We start from the raw sequence: 18,814 nt of genomic DNA, 5'->3' as shown, positions 1-18,814 counted from the left end.
ACTCTTGAATCGAATCAGATGTGCATTATCCAATCAAAAGAGTATACCTTTTTATTTGAAGGGGAATATATAAATAGAGTGTTTTTTGGTCAAGTACTTTTAAAAGATTTATATATTTTCATATTCATCTTATTATCATGGATTTAGAAAATCAAAGTTGCGCTGGCGCACCCCGCTGAAAGCAACGGGGTATGTTCGCGCCACCGCCCCAAATACCGTAAAAGGAAACAATAACCCTAATACGGTTTAGTTCGAGCAGAAGTCAATAAACGAAAGATGGAATTGATAAATCATATTATCATTAACGGTTACCGGGGAAGTTTTTCATCCCCGCAGCAAGCTAGCGGGGTATTCGACTGAAAAATAAAATTAAATATTGGTTCTATTCATTAATAGAAGTAATAAAAGATGATCCTATTTGGTATATTTGCAGCATAGGATTATCTTTATTCATTATCAAAACTATGGCTGGTCAATTATTGGTTTATGGATATCTGCCAGTAATATCTTACTTAGAGCCTATCCGAAAAGTAGAATAACTATATTTTAGGGTAATGTTGATTAGTGGTAACACGAAAAAACGGACATGACTACGAGATTTCTGATGAATTCTGGACTAAAATCAAACCATTATTACCTTTCCCTAAACCCAAAAAGAAGCCTGGACGACCTCGAAAAGATGATAAGAGAATACTGAGTGGTATTTTTTATCTTCTTCGTACTGGTTGCCAATGGAAGGCGTTGCCACGCTTTTATGGAGCTCCAAGCACTGTCCATGATCGGTTTCAGGAATGGCAAAGATCAGGGTTATTTGAGAATATGTGGAAAGCTGGTCTAGTGGAGTATGATAATCAAAACGGATTAGAGTGGGAGTGGCAAGCAATTGACGGTGCTATGACAAAAGCTCCACTAGGTGGAGCTGGGACCGGAGCTAATCCAACTGATCGTGGCAAAAAAGGTACAAAAAGGAGTCTGTTAACAGATGGTAAAGGTATACCACTATCGGTTACTGTTGATGGAGCAAATCGTCACGATAAAAAGCTTGTAAAAGAGACTTTAGATGCCATTATTTTTGAAAGACCGTCTCAAGATGATGTTATTCAGAATATATGTATGGATAAAGGATATGATTTTCCTGATATCAGAGAATTAGTTAAAGAATATGGTTATACTGCCCATATCAAAAGCCGTGGAGAGGAAAACATAAGAATAGAGATACCAGGTTTTAGGGCAAGAAGATGGGTTGTGGAAAGGACACATTCTTGGATAAACAGATTCAGAAGAATGCTTATTAGATGGGAAAAGAAAATTGAGAATTACTTTGCGATGCTTCATTTCGCATGCGCATGGATAACATTCAGAGCAGCGGGACTTTTCGGATAGGTTCTTAATCGCTTGTACATATGGTTTCATAAAAATTATTGACAAACCGGAGAAACCTCTTGTATGGGCTGTTGGTTTTATTATAGGATGTGAAGCGAGTAAATTATTTTCTAGCGAAGTTATTCCATCGCTTCAAGAAAAAACATTACTCTCCATTTTTTCTGCTTTAATTATACTCTATGTAGTAGTAAATTTAAAGTTAAAATCAAATGAATTAAAAAAATATTAATTGTGGATTACTCTCAATAAAAAATACTATTGGAATTATAGCTTACAATAAATTCGACTTTTGTATTATACAATAATTATAAAATATGTTAATTTTTAGTTAAGGCGATTTCCAAAAATAGAGGCTCTGCGTTATCTTTGCACTAGCGTACAAAAATAAACTTTCTATTAAATAATTACAATAAGAAAAAACTGAGTGTTAGTTAAGGCAATTTTTGAAAAATAAGAGGTTGTGCATTATAACTGCAAAAGCGTACACTTTTTTTGAGTTACCTAGATCCCTTAAAACAAATGCGAGGGGTGGGATTCGAACCCACGAAATCCTTCAATACCGGATCTTAAGTCCGGCGCCTTTGGCCTGGCTGGGCAACCCTCGCAAATTGAAGAGTAACTTTTTATTTTTATCTGTCCTACCTTTTAACAGCCTTTTTGCTTTTAGCTCTTTTCCTCGGGGTTTTGTTCAAGCATATAATAATTCCTTAAGTTTGATGCCTCTGAACTGCTGATCGACTCTTGTGCTTGAAAAAACAGGCTGGTTTTGAGCCGCAAAAATTTCCTTATGCGGGCATGCTCTAAATAGAGTTAAATTATTTAAAGTTTATTCCTTACCTTATGGAGATTACATTTCTTGGCACTGGAGTTGCTATACCTGAAAAAGGTCGGGTACAGTCCGGATTACTTGTCAGTCTTGAGGACAAACCTCTGCTTGTTGATTGTGGAAGCGGCGTCTTAAGCAGGTTCCCCGATGCCGGAATCTCACATACGGAAGTAGATACCGTACTTCTATCACACCTTCACCTTGACCATGTTGCTGACCTTCTCCCCCTCATTAAAGCAAACTGGCTTAGAGGAAAAACCGATATGCGAGTGTATGGTCCTGAAGGGACTGATGACTGGTTCTCAAAGGTAATTGGAGCTTATGAGTATATTCTGGACGAAGTGGACGTGGATGTTATTGAACTCTCTTCCGGAAGGAAGTTTACACCTGAGGAGTTTGACTGTGAAATAACCTGTGCAACTGCTGCCCACAGTGTTCCGACTCTGGCATACTGCGTGACCGCAGAAGACGGAGAATTCGTATACTCAGGGGATACCGAGCCCTGCAGAAATATAATGGACATGGCACTTGAAGCCGACCTCCTGATACACGAATGCTCCTTCCCCCCCGGCACAAAAGTAACAAACCACACAACCCCAAGCACTCTGGCTGAAATGCTTGAAGACTACAACAAAGAAATCGGAAGTCTTTGCCTTACACACTTCTATCCGGAAATGAAGGGGCATGGTAAAGAAGCAATACACCGCCTCAAGGACTATGTTGACGGAGAGGTGATCCTTGCAGAAGACCTGATGAAGCTTGAATTATAAAGGAATTCAATAAGGAATTCAATAAGGAATTCAATAAGGAATTCAAATTGCAAAAATTTGAACTATGAACATTTGAACTAAACATTTGAACTATGAACATTTGAACTATGAACATTTGAACTAAACATTTGAACTATGAACATTTGAACTATGAACATTTGAACTATGAACATTTGAACTATGAACATTTGAACTATGAACATTTGAACTATGAACATTTGAACTATGAACATTTGAAATCTGATTAGAATCAAAAATTTTGTGGAATCTGGAGAAGTACAGGATTTTAAAATCCCCGGCTTTTCCATCTGTTTAAAGTATCTTAGGCTCAATCCAGGATTTGTCTTACTAGAATTTATCTTACCGAGATTTACTTTAATGGAGAGCAAAAAAGAGAGTCTGCTTTTGTTTATGAAAAGCTCTGAAAGACCAGAATTACATTTTGTCCACGGTGATTATCATGGCAAGAATACTTTCCGAACTTGATATTGGCATTCTGAAAACTGTCGCCCCGGAATGTGAGGGGCTCCTCTGTTCAGGCTCAGGAGTACCCTATCGTTCCATTCTCCCGCCTCTGGCAAACCACTACTCAAAAGATGCAGCCGATTTTCTGAGGAGGATCAAGCTGCTGTCCATTTATGACCTTGAATACCTTGTAAGGCTTATTCTGTCAGGAGAAGAAAGCCTGGGCTGCGTACCTTTTGATTACATCACTCTCTTTGTGGAAAACGTATCAGAGAGGCTAGGGGAAGAGGTTGCATCTCAGGTGAGAAAATCATATGAAAATTCCGAATGTCCTGCCTGAAGATACAGGTCCGGATAAGCCGTCTTACGCTCTCCCGTATTTATCTTCAAGCCTTTCGATATCGTCCTCTCCGATATACTCTCCCTGCGAGATCTCAATGAATACCAGGTTCTGGCTGCCTGTGTTTTTAATGCGATGTATTTCTTTTATCGGTAGATCGACCGAATCTCCTGCAAGGACCTTTATCTTGTCACTGTTTTTAGTTACGACCCCCTCGCCGCTGATTATATACCAGTGCTCTTTCCTGTGAGAATGGCGCTGAAGTGAAATTTTTTCCTGAGGCAAGACCGTAATGCGTTTGACCTTATATCCTGGCTTATCCGTGAGCACCTCATAAAAACCCCAGGGCCTTTTTGCCTCACGTTTGCGCTTTTCCAGGATTGTTTCATATACCCTGATATAGTCATCTACCATCCGACCAACAGAGAAACGTTTTTCCACGCTTTTCCGGCATTTTCTGCGTGATATGGAGTTAACCTTCTGGACAGCCTCTACAGCTTCGTCTACATCGTTTACCAGGAATCCGGTCTCTCCGTCCATGATCAGTTCAGGCATTGCACCTCTATTTATTGCAATTACGGGCGTCCCGCAGGTAAGGGCTTCGACTACCCCGAGCCCGAAAGCCTCCTCATAGTTGATCATGTGCAGGAGAGCACGGGCATTTGAGAGCAGCTCCTTTTTGTGCTCCTGAGAGACATGCCCTTCATAGATTATCTGCTCGTCATCGATCTGGGGCTCAACTTCATTCCTAAAATATTCAGAGTCTCCAATAAAGCCAGCCATTTTCAACTTCATTCCTGCTTTTTTTGCAACTTCTATTGCCTCTTTTGCGCCTTTGTCCCTGTGAATACGTGAGATAAAAAGAAGATAGTCCTCAGGCCTCTCTTTAAATGGAAAACTCTCGATATCTATCCCGTGCCGGACCGTTGCTATATAGTCCAGCTCATTGCACCGGGAGGCATCGCTTATGGATACGTAATAAGTACTGTTGTTATATTTTTTATAAACCGGCAGAATTTTCCGCGAAGAAAAGCCGTGTATGGTTGTTACGACAGGCGTGTCTACAAGTCCGCTGTAAGTGAGAGGAAGATAATCAAAGTGGTTATGGATTATGTCAAACTCATTTGCCCTTTCAAAAACCTCTGAGATATGCAGGCCTTCATAAACTTTTATAATCATATCTTTATCTTCTTCGTACGGACTCGGGCACACTGCATGAAGTTTGCCTGCAGTATGCGAATCAGCTGTTGCAAACAGCGTAACATCGATGCCCCGTTTCACCAGCCCTTCAGTTAATAAGGATACCATTGCCTCCCACGGACCGTATTTCTTAGGCGGTGTGCTCCAGGCAATCGGAGATAACATAGCAATTCTGATAAAGGTCTCCCCCAGTACTTTTTATTTTTAAGCTCCTCTATCTCTCTATTTTATTCAGGAGTTATGTGCATGTTCCCCTCACCGATCGGCAGAACTCTGCAGATCTGTTCTTCAGGGCACCCATGGATATATTCCAGGACATCGGAAATTTTTGCGCTTGCCATGGACACAGATGTATCTGCGCTTCCGTAATAAATACGGATTTGATCGTCAATTAAGACCCATCCGCAGGGGAAAACAACATCATTAACATCTCCACTGCGTTCGTAAAGTTCATGGGGTCCGAAAACCCACCCTTCTGACCTGTGGAGGACTTTCCTCGGGTCTTCAAGGTCAAGAAGAGCCAGCCCAAGTCGATAACTTGCTTTAGATGTCGTTTGGCGTACCCCATGATACATAATTAACCATCCGTCGTATGTACGAATTGGCTGTGGGGATAAACCTATTTTGCGGGCATCCCACCACCCTCCTTCCCGGGCATACAGGAGAACCTGATGATCACCCCAGTGTCTCATATCCGGAGAGAAGGAGATCCAGATATTTGCCTTCGCTCCGCTCATTGAGGAGACCGGCCTGTGTAACATTGCCCACTTGTTGTTAAACCTTACAGGAAACAGAGCTGAATCCTTATTCTCAGGAGGCATGGTAGCTCCTATCCGCTCAAAATTGCGGAAATCCTCTGTAAAGGCAAGAGATGTTAAGGGACCGGAATCCGAATAAGCAGTATACGCTACAGCCCATTTTCCCATCTCATCTATGTAGGTTATACGCGGATCTTCAACGCCGTATAGCTCTTCAGGATAGTTTACAGGGTCCGGGGCAAAGGTTGGTTCAAAGTCGATCTCCCAACCATCTACCCCGTTATTACTTCTGGCTACTGTAAGGTGAGAAAAGCCCCTGTGGTCTTCAACCCGCACCAGTAATAGAGTTTTATTATCAACTATAGCGGCTGCAGGGTTGAATACCGAATTGGCCTGATATGGCCAGTCTTCAATAGTGAGTATAGGATTTTTTTTATGCCTTACAAACAGTTCTCCGTGGTCCTTCCAGATCATGATATCATTTCTCACTCTGCTTTATTTACTGATAACAGGTTCTTTCTCTTCGGCAAGACTTCTTCAATTGCTGCCGGTTGGAATAATGTACTGTAGGCTTTATCTGCATGTTTATTTAAAGAGCTTAAAGCCATGAGGAAACAGATTACGGGTTCTGCTCCCTGGTTGCAGTTCATCCCGTTGCAGTTGAGCCCGTCGCAGACCGAACCTGTTGAATAGTCATACATGAGAGTTTGCAGGCGGTTTCTGCCCAGGAAATATTCAAAAGAGTATCTTGCAAGCTCCAGATATCTTCTCTCACGGACGGTCTCATAAGCTGAAATATACGCCTGAGTCAGGTAACCTGCCTCGATGGGCTGCTGGTCAAAAATTGGTTTTTCTCCATCACAAGAATACCAGCCCTGATTTCCAACAATATCGAAAAATTCGCCTTTCCACTGGATGTTCGTAAGAAAGTCAAGGGTGTTAAGCCCAACTCTCCTGTAAGTTCGGTCTTTGGTATAGTTATACGCCAGTATAAGGGATTCACTCAGTTTTGCATTGCTGTAGGTAACTGTGGGTTCAAACCAATTCCAGCCTTCTTTCCTGTTAGCCTCATACAGGTCTATCAGAGAGTCTGCATGGCTGATAAATATGGATTCAAAGTTATCTTCTATAAGGGAGTCTATGGACCTGCCAGCATCCCTGTGTGTGTTAAATATGGATTCAAAAGAGTCCTCATCCACACCTGCCCTGAGCATTTCATACAGCCCGCACATTGTATAGGCTTTTGCTCTCGGATAACTCAGTCTTTCCATCTGCTTTCTGGATTTACTGACAAGTGTATATGCAAGCGTACGTATGTTTTTTGACAGATAAGGACAGCTTATCACATGCCCAAGCCCATAGACCGCGCGCCCGAGAGTATCTTCACTGCCTTCTTCGTCCAGAAACTCCCTTCTATAGCTCATAAAGTTATGGAAATGCCCTGTATCGGTCTGGGCATGTTCGAGAAAGCTCATGTATGTGGTAATCAACTTCCAGAGCTCTGCGGCTTTTTCCTGGCTGTCGATAAGCAGTGTCAGGGCAACGAGCCCTCTGCCTACATCATCGGTACTGTATCCATAGTGGCGGGCAGGCACACCCAGATTGGTATGCTGGATAATTCCCACGTCATCGGTCAGCAGTTTGATGTGGTCGAGTTTTACTTCGGGAAGCTGGTCTGGAAGGAAATTAAATCTGTTTTGTACTCCGGGAGAGACATTGTAGTGCTTTAAAGCCTTGCTGAACACAGTATTGTATTCTTTGCCTATATTTTTCCAGGTCATTTTTCTGCCAAAATCGTATGCATTTCTGCGCATATTATTACACTCTTTTGGGTTTTCGATTAAGTATAAAAGCGAGTTTTTAAAGCCTGCAGTGTCTCCGAAATCTACAAGCAGCCCACGATTATCGGAAAGCATTTCCTGGGCGTACCAGTAAGGAGTGGATACTATTGCTTTTCCCATGCCTATCGCGTAGGTCAGAGCACCGCTTACTATCTGTTCTCTGGAAAGATAGGGAGATGCGTAAATGTCACTGGCAAGGATATAATTGCAGAGCTCTTCTTTTTCGACAAATTTATCATGAAACACTACGTTATTCTCAAGCCCGAGTTCGGAAACCCTCTTCATAAGATACTGCCTGTATGCTTCTCCATTATGTTTTTTGACCATGGGGTGGGTGGCACCCAGTACAAGGTAAACGAGGTCAGGATACTGGCTTACAAGCTCCGGGAGAGCCTCAAGAATACTTTCAATGCCTTTATTCTGGCTCAGCAAGCCAAAGGTAAGGATAAGGGGAGTCCCTTTCAGATTCAGCATTTGTTTATACTTGCTGCAGTTGTCAAATGGATAGTCAGGTAAGCCGTGAAAAATGATCTCTATTTTTTCATCTGGAACTTTATAAACATCTTTTAACATATCGACTGCAGTCTGGCTCATCACTACCAGCTTTTCTGAGTATTGTATGAGTTTTTCCGTGGATGTGCGGTATTCCGGTTCCGGTTCTCGTATCACTGTGTGCATTGTAGTAATCACAGGCTTGTTTATTCCTGAAAGAAGAGCGAAAATGTAATCGCCTGCGTTTCCCCAAAAAAGACCGAATTCGTGTTGAAGACATACGATATCTGCATCGGACTGGTTTATAAAATCTGCAGCCCTGTAGTAATCTTCGAGTTTGTCCCTCTCTATTTGAAAAACGACCTCTTCAGGATAGTTGTGGTTTTCAGAAGGGTCATTGAGGGCGATGACCTCACAATGTATATCGTCATGCACCCCGGATACTGAATTCAAAAGATCAAAAGTAAATGTAGCAATTCCACATTCTTTCGGAACATAAGTTCCTATAAATAAAACTCTCAGTTTCTTATTCAACTATTTCTCCCCCCAAACTTAGAGTAATCAGGGTCGTAATTCTCAATAACAGAACTAAAGCACTTAATTAAGTATGCTCCCCACTTAGTAACACTTAATTAAGTTGTACTCCCCGGTTTTTTAATTTATACTTTATAATTATACTTCATAATTCTTCATTTCTATATGTCCACATATTGCCATATCGGGTTAAACATATAATTATATATGTATTTATTGTGAAATGAGCAACTTATTGAAAAATAAATAGTTACAAATCGAAAAAGAATTATTCTGTTTCGATTCTGTTTCGAGAACTCCAATCAGCAATCGCTCAATTTACTGAGAAAAAGCGATATGTTTACAATCTCCACCCATGCACTCATTTCGCGCACTCACTTTGCTAAAATTTAGTTAAATGAGTAACAAAATATCGATTGGATATAGCAATTGTATCCGATAATATTTAATATTATTTATAAATATATTTGTGTAAGATAACTAGATAAAACAACCAAACTTAGATAAAATATTGTTATCTAAAAATGCCCGATAAATATATTTTAAAAAAATTCTGATAAAAATAAGGCGCTTCATAATCTAAAACTATATTTTTGCTTCCTGCTGCTACTGTATACAGTATGATTATTTTTCTTGTTTCCAGTTTATAAATTTTGAATGGGAATCATGTTTTATACATATCGATTTTTGCCTGAATTAATTTTTCATTTGGATTAAACGGAACAGGAAAATAAAACTTTTTAACTCCTTAACATTCACTTTTTATGGAATTTTTGTAATGAGGTTTTTTTTCGTTTATTCCATTTTTTCAGTTTCATTTTCAACTTTATCCTCCACTAATGAAAACCATAAACTGATGAAAAAATTTAAGAACATGATCCTCCTATATACACTGTATAATTAAAATTCAAATGTTGGCGACAGCTATGGTAACTAGTCAAGAAAGACAGAAGGCAAATCTAGCCAAAATGAAAAGAATAATGGAAGAAATTGAAAGCACAACAAATGATTCCCATCTAATAGTCGAATTAAATGAACTTCTAAAAAAACAATATCCACTGTCTCTAAAATGGCATATGGTTATATTTAAAAGTGAAATTGATAAAAGCTTAAGGTACTTAGAAGATATAAGAAAAGTAGAAATTAAGGAGACTGGTGGAAAGCACAAGCAAAGAAAGGAGCCAAAAGGGGGAAAGCAAGTATACGATAAACCCTCAGAGATACCAGGCGCGTTTAAACTTGATTACTCCATAGTATATGATGCTAAAACAAACCAGTATAAATGGTTAAAGTGCAGCACTCCCAGAAATACAAGGGCAAAAGTGTTTACAATTCCAATATCTATGATTGGAGAAGATAGGCTCAAATGGAGTGAAGAGATGAAACGTAAATGGGGAGAAGACAGCATCGGAAAAAGAGAATTAATGGAAAGGGCTGTTAATAATTGAAAAATTCAGAATTAAGCAGTTATTAACTCAAAAATTCAAAATTTTATAAGATTGAGAATAATGTCTCTAAAAGAGGATTAAAGCTGGAGATTAGGGAATCTACTGGATAGTGGTTTGCTGAATTTAAATTCAGACTGTAAATTTATTATGAAATATTTCTATGGACTTTGAAACCGTGCTCATGTAAGAAAAAGCCAATAAGAGATAATCAATCCAAAATTATTCTTTTGATTCTATGAAAAACAACTATAAAAAGTTCGAAAAAAATCAGATGTTTTGCTTTGAGTCAATAGAAAAAGATTACAAAAAAATGTGTGTATAGCCCGGCACGGATTCGAACCGAGGTTGCAGGATCCAGAGTCCCACATGATTGACCGCTACACTACCGGGCTTCGATGATTTTTCGCTGCGGGGCGTGATTCTTGCGCCTTGAAGCGTATCTTCTAAAGGAAGATTATATATATATAACTTTCGGCTGGGCACCCCCAAATTTGTCAAAAGTTTAATTATCGGATAGGATCTCAGAATTTTAAAAAGTTTAATTTCAAAAGTGGGATTATTACTCAGTCAGAAAGGATATTGCTCAAATTGTCTGATTACAGGCTTTCTTCGGACTGGTTGAGGACAGCAGTCCACCACCAGCGGGCCATATCTATAAGGTCTTTTGAGAATTGGCCGGAAAGCCGGTACTCTTTGTTTTTTATTGAAATAAGCCCGGCTCCGAGGAGCTTATTGCGCATTGCATAAAAAGAGGCACGACCTATCTGGAGTTCTTCCAGAATGGTTTTCCATTCATCAGTTCGGATGGCATTGCCTGCTGCCTGCCGATCTTCAACCATTGACAGGAATTTTTGACCCCGTATAGCAGTGGCATCTTCCTGAAAAATACGCCTCATAAGATTATAATATGGGTCTCTTGAGTGACCTATACGGGCATTGGCATCCGATCGTACTACGATAGTGGTTGCCGTTCTTGGTGCGTTTTTCACAAGTGACATTGTCCATCAGGCAATTGGGGTGAATTGATAAGCTTTTCAGGCTGCGGAATCAGTAGATTTTTTCGTGGGTGAGGCAACTATCTTCATAAGCAGGTCTATATACTCTTCTCTTAAAAGATAAACCATTGGAGTTTTGTAAGATTCCTTATGTGCCCTTAGAATTCCAAGTTTCGAATGAATGTACCCTACCATTGATGCCACAGTATTTCTTGATACATTATATCTGCTTGAAAGCATTTCATGCAGCTCATCAATAGTTGCTTTCTTTACCCTGATGAAGATACACAGAATAGCCCTTCGATATCCACTGGAATCTACTTCAAGAAATTTCTCTAGTCTGGATTTAATTTTAGCTCGGATGGATACCATAAATTACCACCTCTACTGATGTAGTAAACTATCTCAGTTATAGCTCTATATATAGGTTTGTAAATTTATTCGTTCTGCTGGGAATGGATATTAAAGCTCCTGTTCTTCAGGCAATTTTACTTTGCTCAAGTTCAGCTTTGTGTATAGATATATCCTTTATCCAATATATCGCTTTTTATGATCCATTTCCATTCTCAAAATCCCGGAGTTTTCCGGGAGTTGTTCTGCATAGAGGCATGACTTTTTATATTTTTGTATTTAACTACTTTCTTTGATAAAGATTTTTACTCCATTTAGAGCTTAAAAAACCTTTAAATTTTCTACTAGATATTAATATATTTTTATACTATATTAATTTGACAACATTACAATTTTCTTATGAATAAACATATTAAGTTTGTGTTTAAGTTTGTGTTTAATTGGCAAAAATGAGCTGAGTTTATTTGATTGATATAACGAGAGTTTGATTTTTATGTTTATTCATGGTATTATTTGTTTCCTTTTGGAATCTTGAAAAATACAGGGAACCCTGAAGAAGCTAATGTTTTCAGGGTTATTTTTTTTAATCCAGCATAGCACTTATTTTATTTAAGTAAATCGATTCCACACAAAAAAGAGGTTTAACAGTCTATTGTTGAAGAAACGTGCGGCAACTTTTTTATAAAAAACAAAAGAGGAGTAAGGTAACAGGAAAAGTAAAAAATAGCTGGGAGGACATGGGAGCAACAGGGATGTCTCTGGACTCTCAATTTCTTCATCAAAAGAGGGATTAATATTAATAGGGTTATTACCTTAGACAGAAATCAAAGAGGAAATTAAATATCCAGACCTGGAATAGAAAAAATAACTTTCCGGGACTTCAGGCCTCATTCAGGAGCGGATAATGTGGAATATAGGTATGACCTTAATGAGAAAACTCTTTACATCGAAGGAAACCGAATACCTGCGTATAGCCTGGAAAAAAACGAGATTGGAAACTGCACCATCTGCGACTCCATGCTCATGAGTCTTAGCTATCACTCTGCAGGGGAAAATATAGCAGTAATTACGAAGTGTGTTTCGTGCGGTGCCTTCTATGCGAATATATATGATTCTGACTGGAACTGGGTAAGCGAGGTCCAGGTAACGCTTCTTCCCATCCCCATCCTCATAAGTAACCCTGTAATTGATAGCTGGGAAGGGCTTGAAGCTGTTTCCATCAAAAAGCTTGAAGCTGTTTTTTCAAGAGGAGAGATTGAAGCCCTTTTTGCACGGGCAAAAGACAAAAACCCGATCCGTCAGTACCTTTACAGAGCTCGCAAAAAGTACGAACTTTTTGAAGAAATCTTTGATTTAAGGCTGGAGTTATAATTTCGTTACATAAAATTTCTGTTTTTGAGCAAAAAGAGGATGAAATAAACGCGAAAAAACTAATTAAATGTATGTAATAAAATAATATCACTTAAAATAAATACATATGAATTATAATATCATTGGTAACAATTTTTTCATTCAAAATAACATGAGTCACTATGGTTCGAGTTTAGTTCGAGTTTAAATCAAAGCCCTTACAAAAATACCAGAAAATGACGAAATGTATCCTAAAAATAACTTATACCGATTATGTAACTATTTGATAATTTCTATGAGTCAGTACATTCATACCAAATAATTATAGATATCTATTTTTCGCCATTAAGATCATAAATTGAGTCAGAAAATAAATTTATTTCAAAAACCAAACTGATTCGATATTTAGCTTAGTATTAATATATAATATATGATCTGACTATTGTTAGGACAATTTCCCCCTATTATATCTATGTGTTTTTACCTCTTTTTAACCTATGAAGTATAGAATATTTGATAGATATATGAATATATAAAAATAGGCTAATAAAATAATATTTTAACAATGAATGTATATAAAATGTTACATAAAATATATATAACGTATGGAAATTTAATATAAAGATAAACTAATTAAATACAAAAATGAGTTTCTTTCAAAAAAAGATTTATTTCTTTCAAGGACCGTAAATTTTAGAGCGTGTCATCTATAAAATAATGAAATTATTGCTCAAAATAATGAACTTATTGCTCAAAACATATAAGTGCTATTTTTACTGAACAAGACTATGATTTTTTTAATATATGTTTAAATTAATTATTATCTATTTGCATACAGGTCGTTTTTGGTTTCAAGCTCCTTTAATTAAGCCAGGTCCCTGATCCCGAAGAAATAGTTATGGTCAACTATTCTCATACAATATATGAATTAATTTTTCATTTGGTGAAATCTACTGATTAACCCATATTTTGTTAAGTCGATTGTTACATATACTATGTGAATAGACTCCTTTTGACCGATCACCGCCCCATTAAATGCGAAATAATATTGCTGCAAACAAGTTCTGAAAATAAGCACAATCATACCCATAGTATATATGTACAGAAACTTTTATTAATTCTATGCTTCTAAACGATTCTCCTTACAAAATAGACATTCGTTTTGATTAATAATATTAATTTTCGATAAATAGTACTACTCATTCATTTCTTTCCTATGTGGTTTTGATGATATATTGGTCAAATAGTCTACCCTATTTGTCTGAAAAAACATATTATAAATATGTGATGATTTTAAAGATACTGTATAATATTATTTTATAGTTGGTGAAATTATTTATAAAACTATGTGAGTTGGTAAATGATGTCATGACTTCAAAAAATATACACCATATGATATATAACTATATTTTTGAGTAATTAATGTATATATGGTGTGAATAACATGCTAAATAAGATATAATTATATATGCTTACAATAAAGATAACTATAAATTAAATAATTTGTAAAATAAATAATTAATTAGGTGCATTAAATAAAATAATTAATGTAACAATCACTCATTGATATAAATATATTGATGAATGCTAATAATGATAGTATCTAATAATTATATAATACTTTAAAACATGTTTTTTAATAAATATTTTACACATCTCAATAGATATACACTGACTTAAAAATATATTATTGATTATATACATAGTTAATGGTATATCTTTTTAAACATAGCTACGCATTATTATGCATACAAGGACATATTTAATATAAATTATAATTAGATAATGGATTAAGAGAATTCGTCTAATAATTAGAATGTATAAAATAAGTATATCAGGATATATGTTCTTTTGTATATGTTTTTTATATTACATATAAATTATCGTTACACCAGATAACCACAAATTTAATAAACAGATATTATGTGATCTTTGTCAAATAATATATAGTTAATTAGATGCATCTCATATTATAACAACATATTAGAATAATCATTACTCATTGAATAATGAGTTATTTAATAGATATCTCTAATTATATACAGAATATTTAATATATATAGATCATTTATCAGAATTATAGTACATTTGATAATGTATATATTGTGAAGAAAATATAATTTGTCTCAGGTTTTCAGTTGCTAATTATTAAGCAATATTTATAAAATATTTTTTGAACTCATCAGTCTAGGACTATTTGTATGAATCATGCATAAAAAATATATTTATAAGTAAAAATGAAAGTTTGAATTTATTTAATCTTATTGGAGTAAATATGAGGAGTATCCAACATATTTGAAGCAGATATATCTGAATGAATAAATAAAAAATAATATTGCATAGTGTATTGCACAGTGTATTGCACAGTGTATAATGCAGAGAATACTCTGAAGATATTTCCATCAACCCCCTGAGTTTCAGCTCAGGGACATAAGCGCCAACTCCAACCCTGATTCCGTAATGTATTTTTACTCCAATAATAATTATTTAGATATTCTTTTCCGTATATCACGTTTGCCAAAAAATATATAAGTTGTTAAATCATATAATTACTTTTATGATGAAAGCGTTCAATTTTAGACTCAATCCTACAATACAAGCTGGACAACTTAACCAGCACATGTAGCTGCAGGTTTGTCTTCAACCGGGCACTCGATCAAAAAATTTAAGCACATTCTAAGAAATCTGATTTTTGAGAATAAACTGATTTTTAAAAATAACGCGGGACTCCTACATGCTTGAAAACGTTGACTTATCCCAGGCAATAGCAAACGAAGAATATAAGAAGAGTATAAAAACGCTTGAGGTTAAACTCGGCGAGCTTCAACGCAGAGCCTGGGAGCTGAAAATACCTATTATACTTGTTTTTGAAGGCTGGCACGCATCAGGGATGGGGGAGGATATCAACCGTTTTATCTTGCCCCTGGACCCAAGGGGATTTGATTTTCATACCATGATCAGGCCCTGTTATGAGGACCGCCTCAAGCCTTTCCTTATGCGGTTCTGGGCGTGGATTCCAGTAAAAGGAAGAATTGGAATCTTTGACCGGAGCTGGTACAGCAGAGCAATAATCGAGCTCTTCGGAAAAGAAAAAAATGAAAGAGCTCTGGAAAAGGCTCTGGAAGAAATCACCTATTTTGAGCGCCAGCTTGCAGATGACGGGTACCTGATACTCAAGTTTTTCCTCCACATCAGTGAGAAAGAACAGAAAGAGCGTTTTAAGGAAATCAAAAAAAAGGATATCCCCCTTATTCTCGATGAATATGAAGGAAAAAACGGAAAAGAACAGGATTTTATCGATCAATATGATGAATACCTACCTGTTATAGAAAAAATACTTGAGAAAACAGATGTCCCCAATGCCCCCTGGGCAATAGTCGAGGCAAACGACAGGAACTTTGCAGTCCTGAAAATCATGGTAACAGTAACTCACGCAATTGAGAAATCTATTGAAAAGATAACAAGGACTCCGGGGCTACAGACGATCAAATATCTTGACATGTCAACTACAAATCTCCCAGTCCTTAACAGTTCAGCTCTGGAAAAGACTGACCTCTCAAAAAATATTTCTATAGAAGAATACAGAGAGTCTAAAAAACTTTACCAGCACAGACTCGAAGCCCTCCAGTATGAGCTTTTTAGAAAAAAGCGCTCAGTTATTATAATCTTTGAAGGATGGGATGCCGCAGGGAAAGGAGGGGATATTCACCGCCTTGTCGAAGTGCTTAACCCCCGGCTTTACAGGGTTGTACCTGTGGGTTCACCAAATGATACTGAAAAAGCCCACCAGTACCTCTGGCGCTTCTGTGACGCAATCCCAATGGCAGGACATATTACTATCTTTGACAGGAGCTGGTACGGCCGCGTCCTCGTAGAAAGAGTAGAAGGGCTCTGCACGGAAGATGAATGGAGAAGAGCCTACAGGGAAATCAATGAGTTTGAAAAAATCCTTGCTGATGCGGGAGCAATTATCTTCAAATTCTGGCTTCATATCGATAAAGAAACCCAGCTCGAGCGTTTTGAAAGCCGGCTAAATGACCCGGAAAAACACTGGAAAATTACAGAAGAAGACTGGCGAAACCGGAACAGATGGGATGAATACAAAGTTGCAGTCGATGAGATGCTCCAGAAAACGAGTACTACAGGTGCCCCATGGATAGTTATCGAATCCAGGGATAAACGTTATTCAAGAGTAAAAGTCCTGAAAACCGTAGCTGAAACCCTTGAAGAAGAATTGAAGAAGGCTTAAAAAATCCAGGGAATTATTTTAAATTCTGAAATCTTTCAGTGCATTCAACCGACTCAAGACTTTTTCTTGAGTTTTTTCCACACTTTTCTAAATCTTTTTCTGGTTTTTCTGGTTTTTCTGGCTTTTCTGGCTTTTCAGAAACTTTCTCAGCTTTATCAGAGCCCTTTTCAAGCTCATTTTTTTCCATCCTGTGCCTGCACAGAGCTACATCAATACTCTTTTGCAGGTCCTTTTCGTCAAACGGTTTCACAATATACCCAAGAGGCCCTGTCTTCCAGGCACGTTCCACTATTTTGCTTTCGGAGCAGGCGGTCAGGTAAACCACAGGCACATCAAAGCGTGCTTTGATCTCTTTTGCAGCTTCTATCCCGTTCATATCTCCTTTCAGCATTATGTCCATCAGCACAAGGTCAGGAAAAGTGCTTTCGGTTTTGCTTATAGCGTCCTCTCCGGATGAAGCAACGCCTGCCAGTGTATATCCCAAATTCTTTAACATCCGTTTTATTCCCATTGCGACAATATGTTCATCTTCGACAATCAGAATTCTTCCTTCTGCCATTAATTACACCTTCGTTTTTTACTTCAGCTCCTGAATAGTTTTTATTCTTCTATTTACCCTGTTGAAGCTGTTGATTTCACTACCAACATCATTATCAATCTTTCTATCACCGCAAAGATAAAAGGCAATCACTAATGTTCTTGAATAATTTGCAAATTCCATATTAATCCCCCTGGCAACCCCTCAGACTACCATCATTTCATCCATCCAGCGGATTTTATAACCGGAGAAACAATGTGGTCAAACAAAGACTCAACCCGAGAGTTTTTCTGATAGTTTATATATAAATAAAACTATATAGCCTCCTCCATACGGTACTGGCATAAGAGAAGAGATAATTTCAAGACCTTATCCTATTCAGAACGGAAAGGTTATGGCAAAGGCTATGCGATATTTTGACACCATTCAAAATTTTAACCTTAAAAATTTGTCCTCTTCCATGATATTCATTTTCTTCAGGATATTCAAATTTAGAAGAAACTTATAAGGAAAAAATTCCAAAAGAACAAATCCCACGAAGAACATGTGAATAAAGCTGATATGTATGAGAAATTGAATCAGGGTTGAGGGCTGAAATCAAGACTGATGGAGAGCTGAAATCAAGACTGATGGAGAGCTGAAATCAAGACTGATGGAGAGCTGAAATCAAGATTGATGGAGAGCTGAAATCAAGAATGGTTTATCTCTCTTACTGACCTATTTTTCTTACTGACTTATCTCTTTTACTAACATATTTTTCTTACTGACTTATCTCTCTTTCTGACCTATTTTTCTTACTGACTTATCTCTCTTTCTGACCTATTTTTCTTACTGACTTATCTTTCCCTTCACCGGTTATTTTTCCTCTTCAATCGTTTCCTCGAGATTTTCTTTTTCTTTCCTGTACCTGTGCAGGGCTATTTCGATATTGCTGTGCAGGTCTTTTTCGTCAAAGGGTTTTACGATGTAGCCAAAGGGTCCGGTCTTTTTAACCCGTTCGACAATATTGCTATCAGAATAAGCAGTCAGGTAAACCACAGGCACATCAAAGCGTTCTTTGATCTCCTTTGCAGCTTCCACGCCATCAAGTTCTCCTTTTAGCATTATGTCCATCAGCACGAGGTCAGGAAAGGTGCTTTCGGCTTTGCTTATGGCATCCTCTCCGGATGAAGCGACACCTGTAACCGTATATCCCAGACCTTTCAACATGCGCTTTATTCCTATCGCAACGATATGTTCATCTTCGACTATCAGAATTCTTCCTTTTGCCATTC

At 37.5% G+C, this 18,814-nt stretch carries 14 protein-coding genes and 2 tRNA genes; 6 read left to right on the top strand and 10 right to left on the bottom strand.

Annotated elements, in window-relative coordinates:
* Window positions 1-564: 564 nt before the first annotated feature.
* Window positions 565-1,383, top strand: a complete 819-nt coding sequence (locus MSWHS_RS09150; protein ID WP_048127483.1) for an IS5 family transposase — start codon at window positions 565-567, stop codon at window positions 1,381-1,383.
* Between the two features lie 520 nt (window positions 1,384-1,903).
* Here the strand turns inward: MSWHS_RS09150 and MSWHS_RS09145 are convergent.
* A tRNA-Leu gene (locus MSWHS_RS09145) sits at window positions 1,904-1,988 on the bottom strand.
* A 235-nt stretch (window positions 1,989-2,223) separates the two neighbouring features.
* Here MSWHS_RS09145 and MSWHS_RS09140 point away from each other — a divergent pair.
* Both MSWHS_RS09140 and MSWHS_RS09130 read left to right on the top strand, forming a co-directional pair.
* Window positions 2,224-2,979: an MBL fold metallo-hydrolase gene (locus tag MSWHS_RS09140; RefSeq protein WP_048127756.1), complete on the top strand. Its 756-nt coding sequence runs from the start codon at window positions 2,224-2,226 to the stop codon at window positions 2,977-2,979.
* A 460-nt stretch (window positions 2,980-3,439) separates the two neighbouring features.
* Complete coding sequence (locus MSWHS_RS09130; RefSeq protein ID WP_048127760.1) at window positions 3,440-3,784, top strand: hypothetical protein; 345 nt, start codon at window positions 3,440-3,442, stop codon at window positions 3,782-3,784.
* 24 nt (window positions 3,785-3,808) lie between these two features.
* On the opposite strand, the gene MSWHS_RS09125 is transcribed toward MSWHS_RS09130, so the two are convergent.
* The 3 genes from MSWHS_RS09125 to MSWHS_RS09115 all read right to left on the bottom strand — a co-directional run bounded on the left by MSWHS_RS09125 (window position 3,809) and on the right by MSWHS_RS09115 (window position 8,609).
* Window positions 3,809-5,092: a glycosyltransferase gene (locus MSWHS_RS09125; RefSeq protein ID WP_231585359.1), complete on the bottom strand. Its 1,284-nt coding sequence runs from the start codon at window positions 5,090-5,092 to the stop codon at window positions 3,809-3,811.
* A 119-nt stretch (window positions 5,093-5,211) separates the two neighbouring features.
* Window positions 5,212-6,216, bottom strand: a complete 1,005-nt coding sequence (locus MSWHS_RS09120) for a glycosidase (protein ID WP_048130336.1) — start codon at window positions 6,214-6,216, stop codon at window positions 5,212-5,214.
* Between the two features lie 11 nt (window positions 6,217-6,227).
* Window positions 6,228-8,609 carry a glycosyltransferase family 4 protein gene (locus MSWHS_RS09115; protein WP_048158943.1) on the bottom strand — a complete coding sequence of 794 codons (2,382 nt, stop codon included), beginning with the start codon at window positions 8,607-8,609 and terminating at the stop codon, window positions 6,228-6,230.
* 980 nt (window positions 8,610-9,589) lie between these two features.
* Here MSWHS_RS09115 and MSWHS_RS09110 point away from each other — a divergent pair.
* Window positions 9,590-10,057: a hypothetical protein gene (locus tag MSWHS_RS09110; protein WP_231585358.1), complete on the top strand. Its 468-nt coding sequence runs from the start codon at window positions 9,590-9,592 to the stop codon at window positions 10,055-10,057.
* Between the two features lie 319 nt (window positions 10,058-10,376).
* Here the strand turns inward: MSWHS_RS09110 and MSWHS_RS09105 are convergent.
* From MSWHS_RS09105 to MSWHS_RS09095, 3 genes are all read right to left on the bottom strand, one after another.
* Window positions 10,377-10,449 (bottom strand) — tRNA-Gln (locus tag MSWHS_RS09105).
* Window positions 10,450-10,653: 204 nt separating this feature from the next.
* The gene (locus MSWHS_RS09100) at window positions 10,654-11,055 is read right to left on the bottom strand and encodes a hypothetical protein (protein WP_048127767.1); all 402 of its coding nucleotides are present in this window, start codon (window positions 11,053-11,055) and stop codon (window positions 10,654-10,656) included.
* Between the two features lie 36 nt (window positions 11,056-11,091).
* Window positions 11,092-11,424: a DUF2551 domain-containing protein gene (locus MSWHS_RS09095; RefSeq protein ID WP_048127768.1), complete on the bottom strand. Its 333-nt coding sequence runs from the start codon at window positions 11,422-11,424 to the stop codon at window positions 11,092-11,094.
* Between the two features lie 885 nt (window positions 11,425-12,309).
* Between MSWHS_RS09095 and MSWHS_RS09090 the strand changes: the two genes are divergently transcribed.
* Window positions 12,310-12,774 carry a hypothetical protein gene (locus MSWHS_RS09090; RefSeq protein WP_048127770.1) on the top strand — a complete coding sequence of 155 codons (465 nt, stop codon included), beginning with the start codon at window positions 12,310-12,312 and terminating at the stop codon, window positions 12,772-12,774.
* 2,713 nt (window positions 12,775-15,487) lie between these two features.
* Window positions 15,488-17,002 (top strand): polyphosphate:AMP phosphotransferase, encoded by a 1,515-nt coding sequence (pap, locus tag MSWHS_RS09085; RefSeq protein ID WP_048127773.1) that lies wholly within the window; start codon window positions 15,488-15,490, stop codon window positions 17,000-17,002.
* 13 nt (window positions 17,003-17,015) lie between these two features.
* Here pap and MSWHS_RS09080 read toward each other — a convergent pair whose 3' ends face one another.
* The 3 genes from MSWHS_RS09080 to MSWHS_RS09075 form a co-directional block, all read right to left on the bottom strand.
* Window positions 17,016-17,561, bottom strand: coding sequence for a response regulator (locus MSWHS_RS09080; protein WP_048127775.1), 546 nt, complete (start codon window positions 17,559-17,561; stop codon window positions 17,016-17,018).
* 18 nt (window positions 17,562-17,579) lie between these two features.
* Window positions 17,580-17,723, bottom strand: coding sequence for a hypothetical protein (locus MSWHS_RS20270; protein WP_156148114.1), 144 nt, complete (start codon window positions 17,721-17,723; stop codon window positions 17,580-17,582).
* A 672-nt stretch (window positions 17,724-18,395) separates the two neighbouring features.
* A complete protein-coding gene (locus MSWHS_RS09075; RefSeq protein WP_048127777.1) occupies window positions 18,396-18,812 on the bottom strand; it encodes a response regulator in 417 nt (138 codons plus the stop codon).
* Window positions 18,813-18,814: the final 2 nt, after the last annotated feature.

This window comes from Methanosarcina sp. WWM596 (genome assembly GCF_000969965.1).
In the GTDB taxonomy this organism is placed as follows: domain Archaea; phylum Halobacteriota; class Methanosarcinia; order Methanosarcinales; family Methanosarcinaceae; genus Methanosarcina.
Note: the sequence above shows the minus strand (reverse complement) of the source record. Positions and strands in the feature narration are given on the sequence as shown.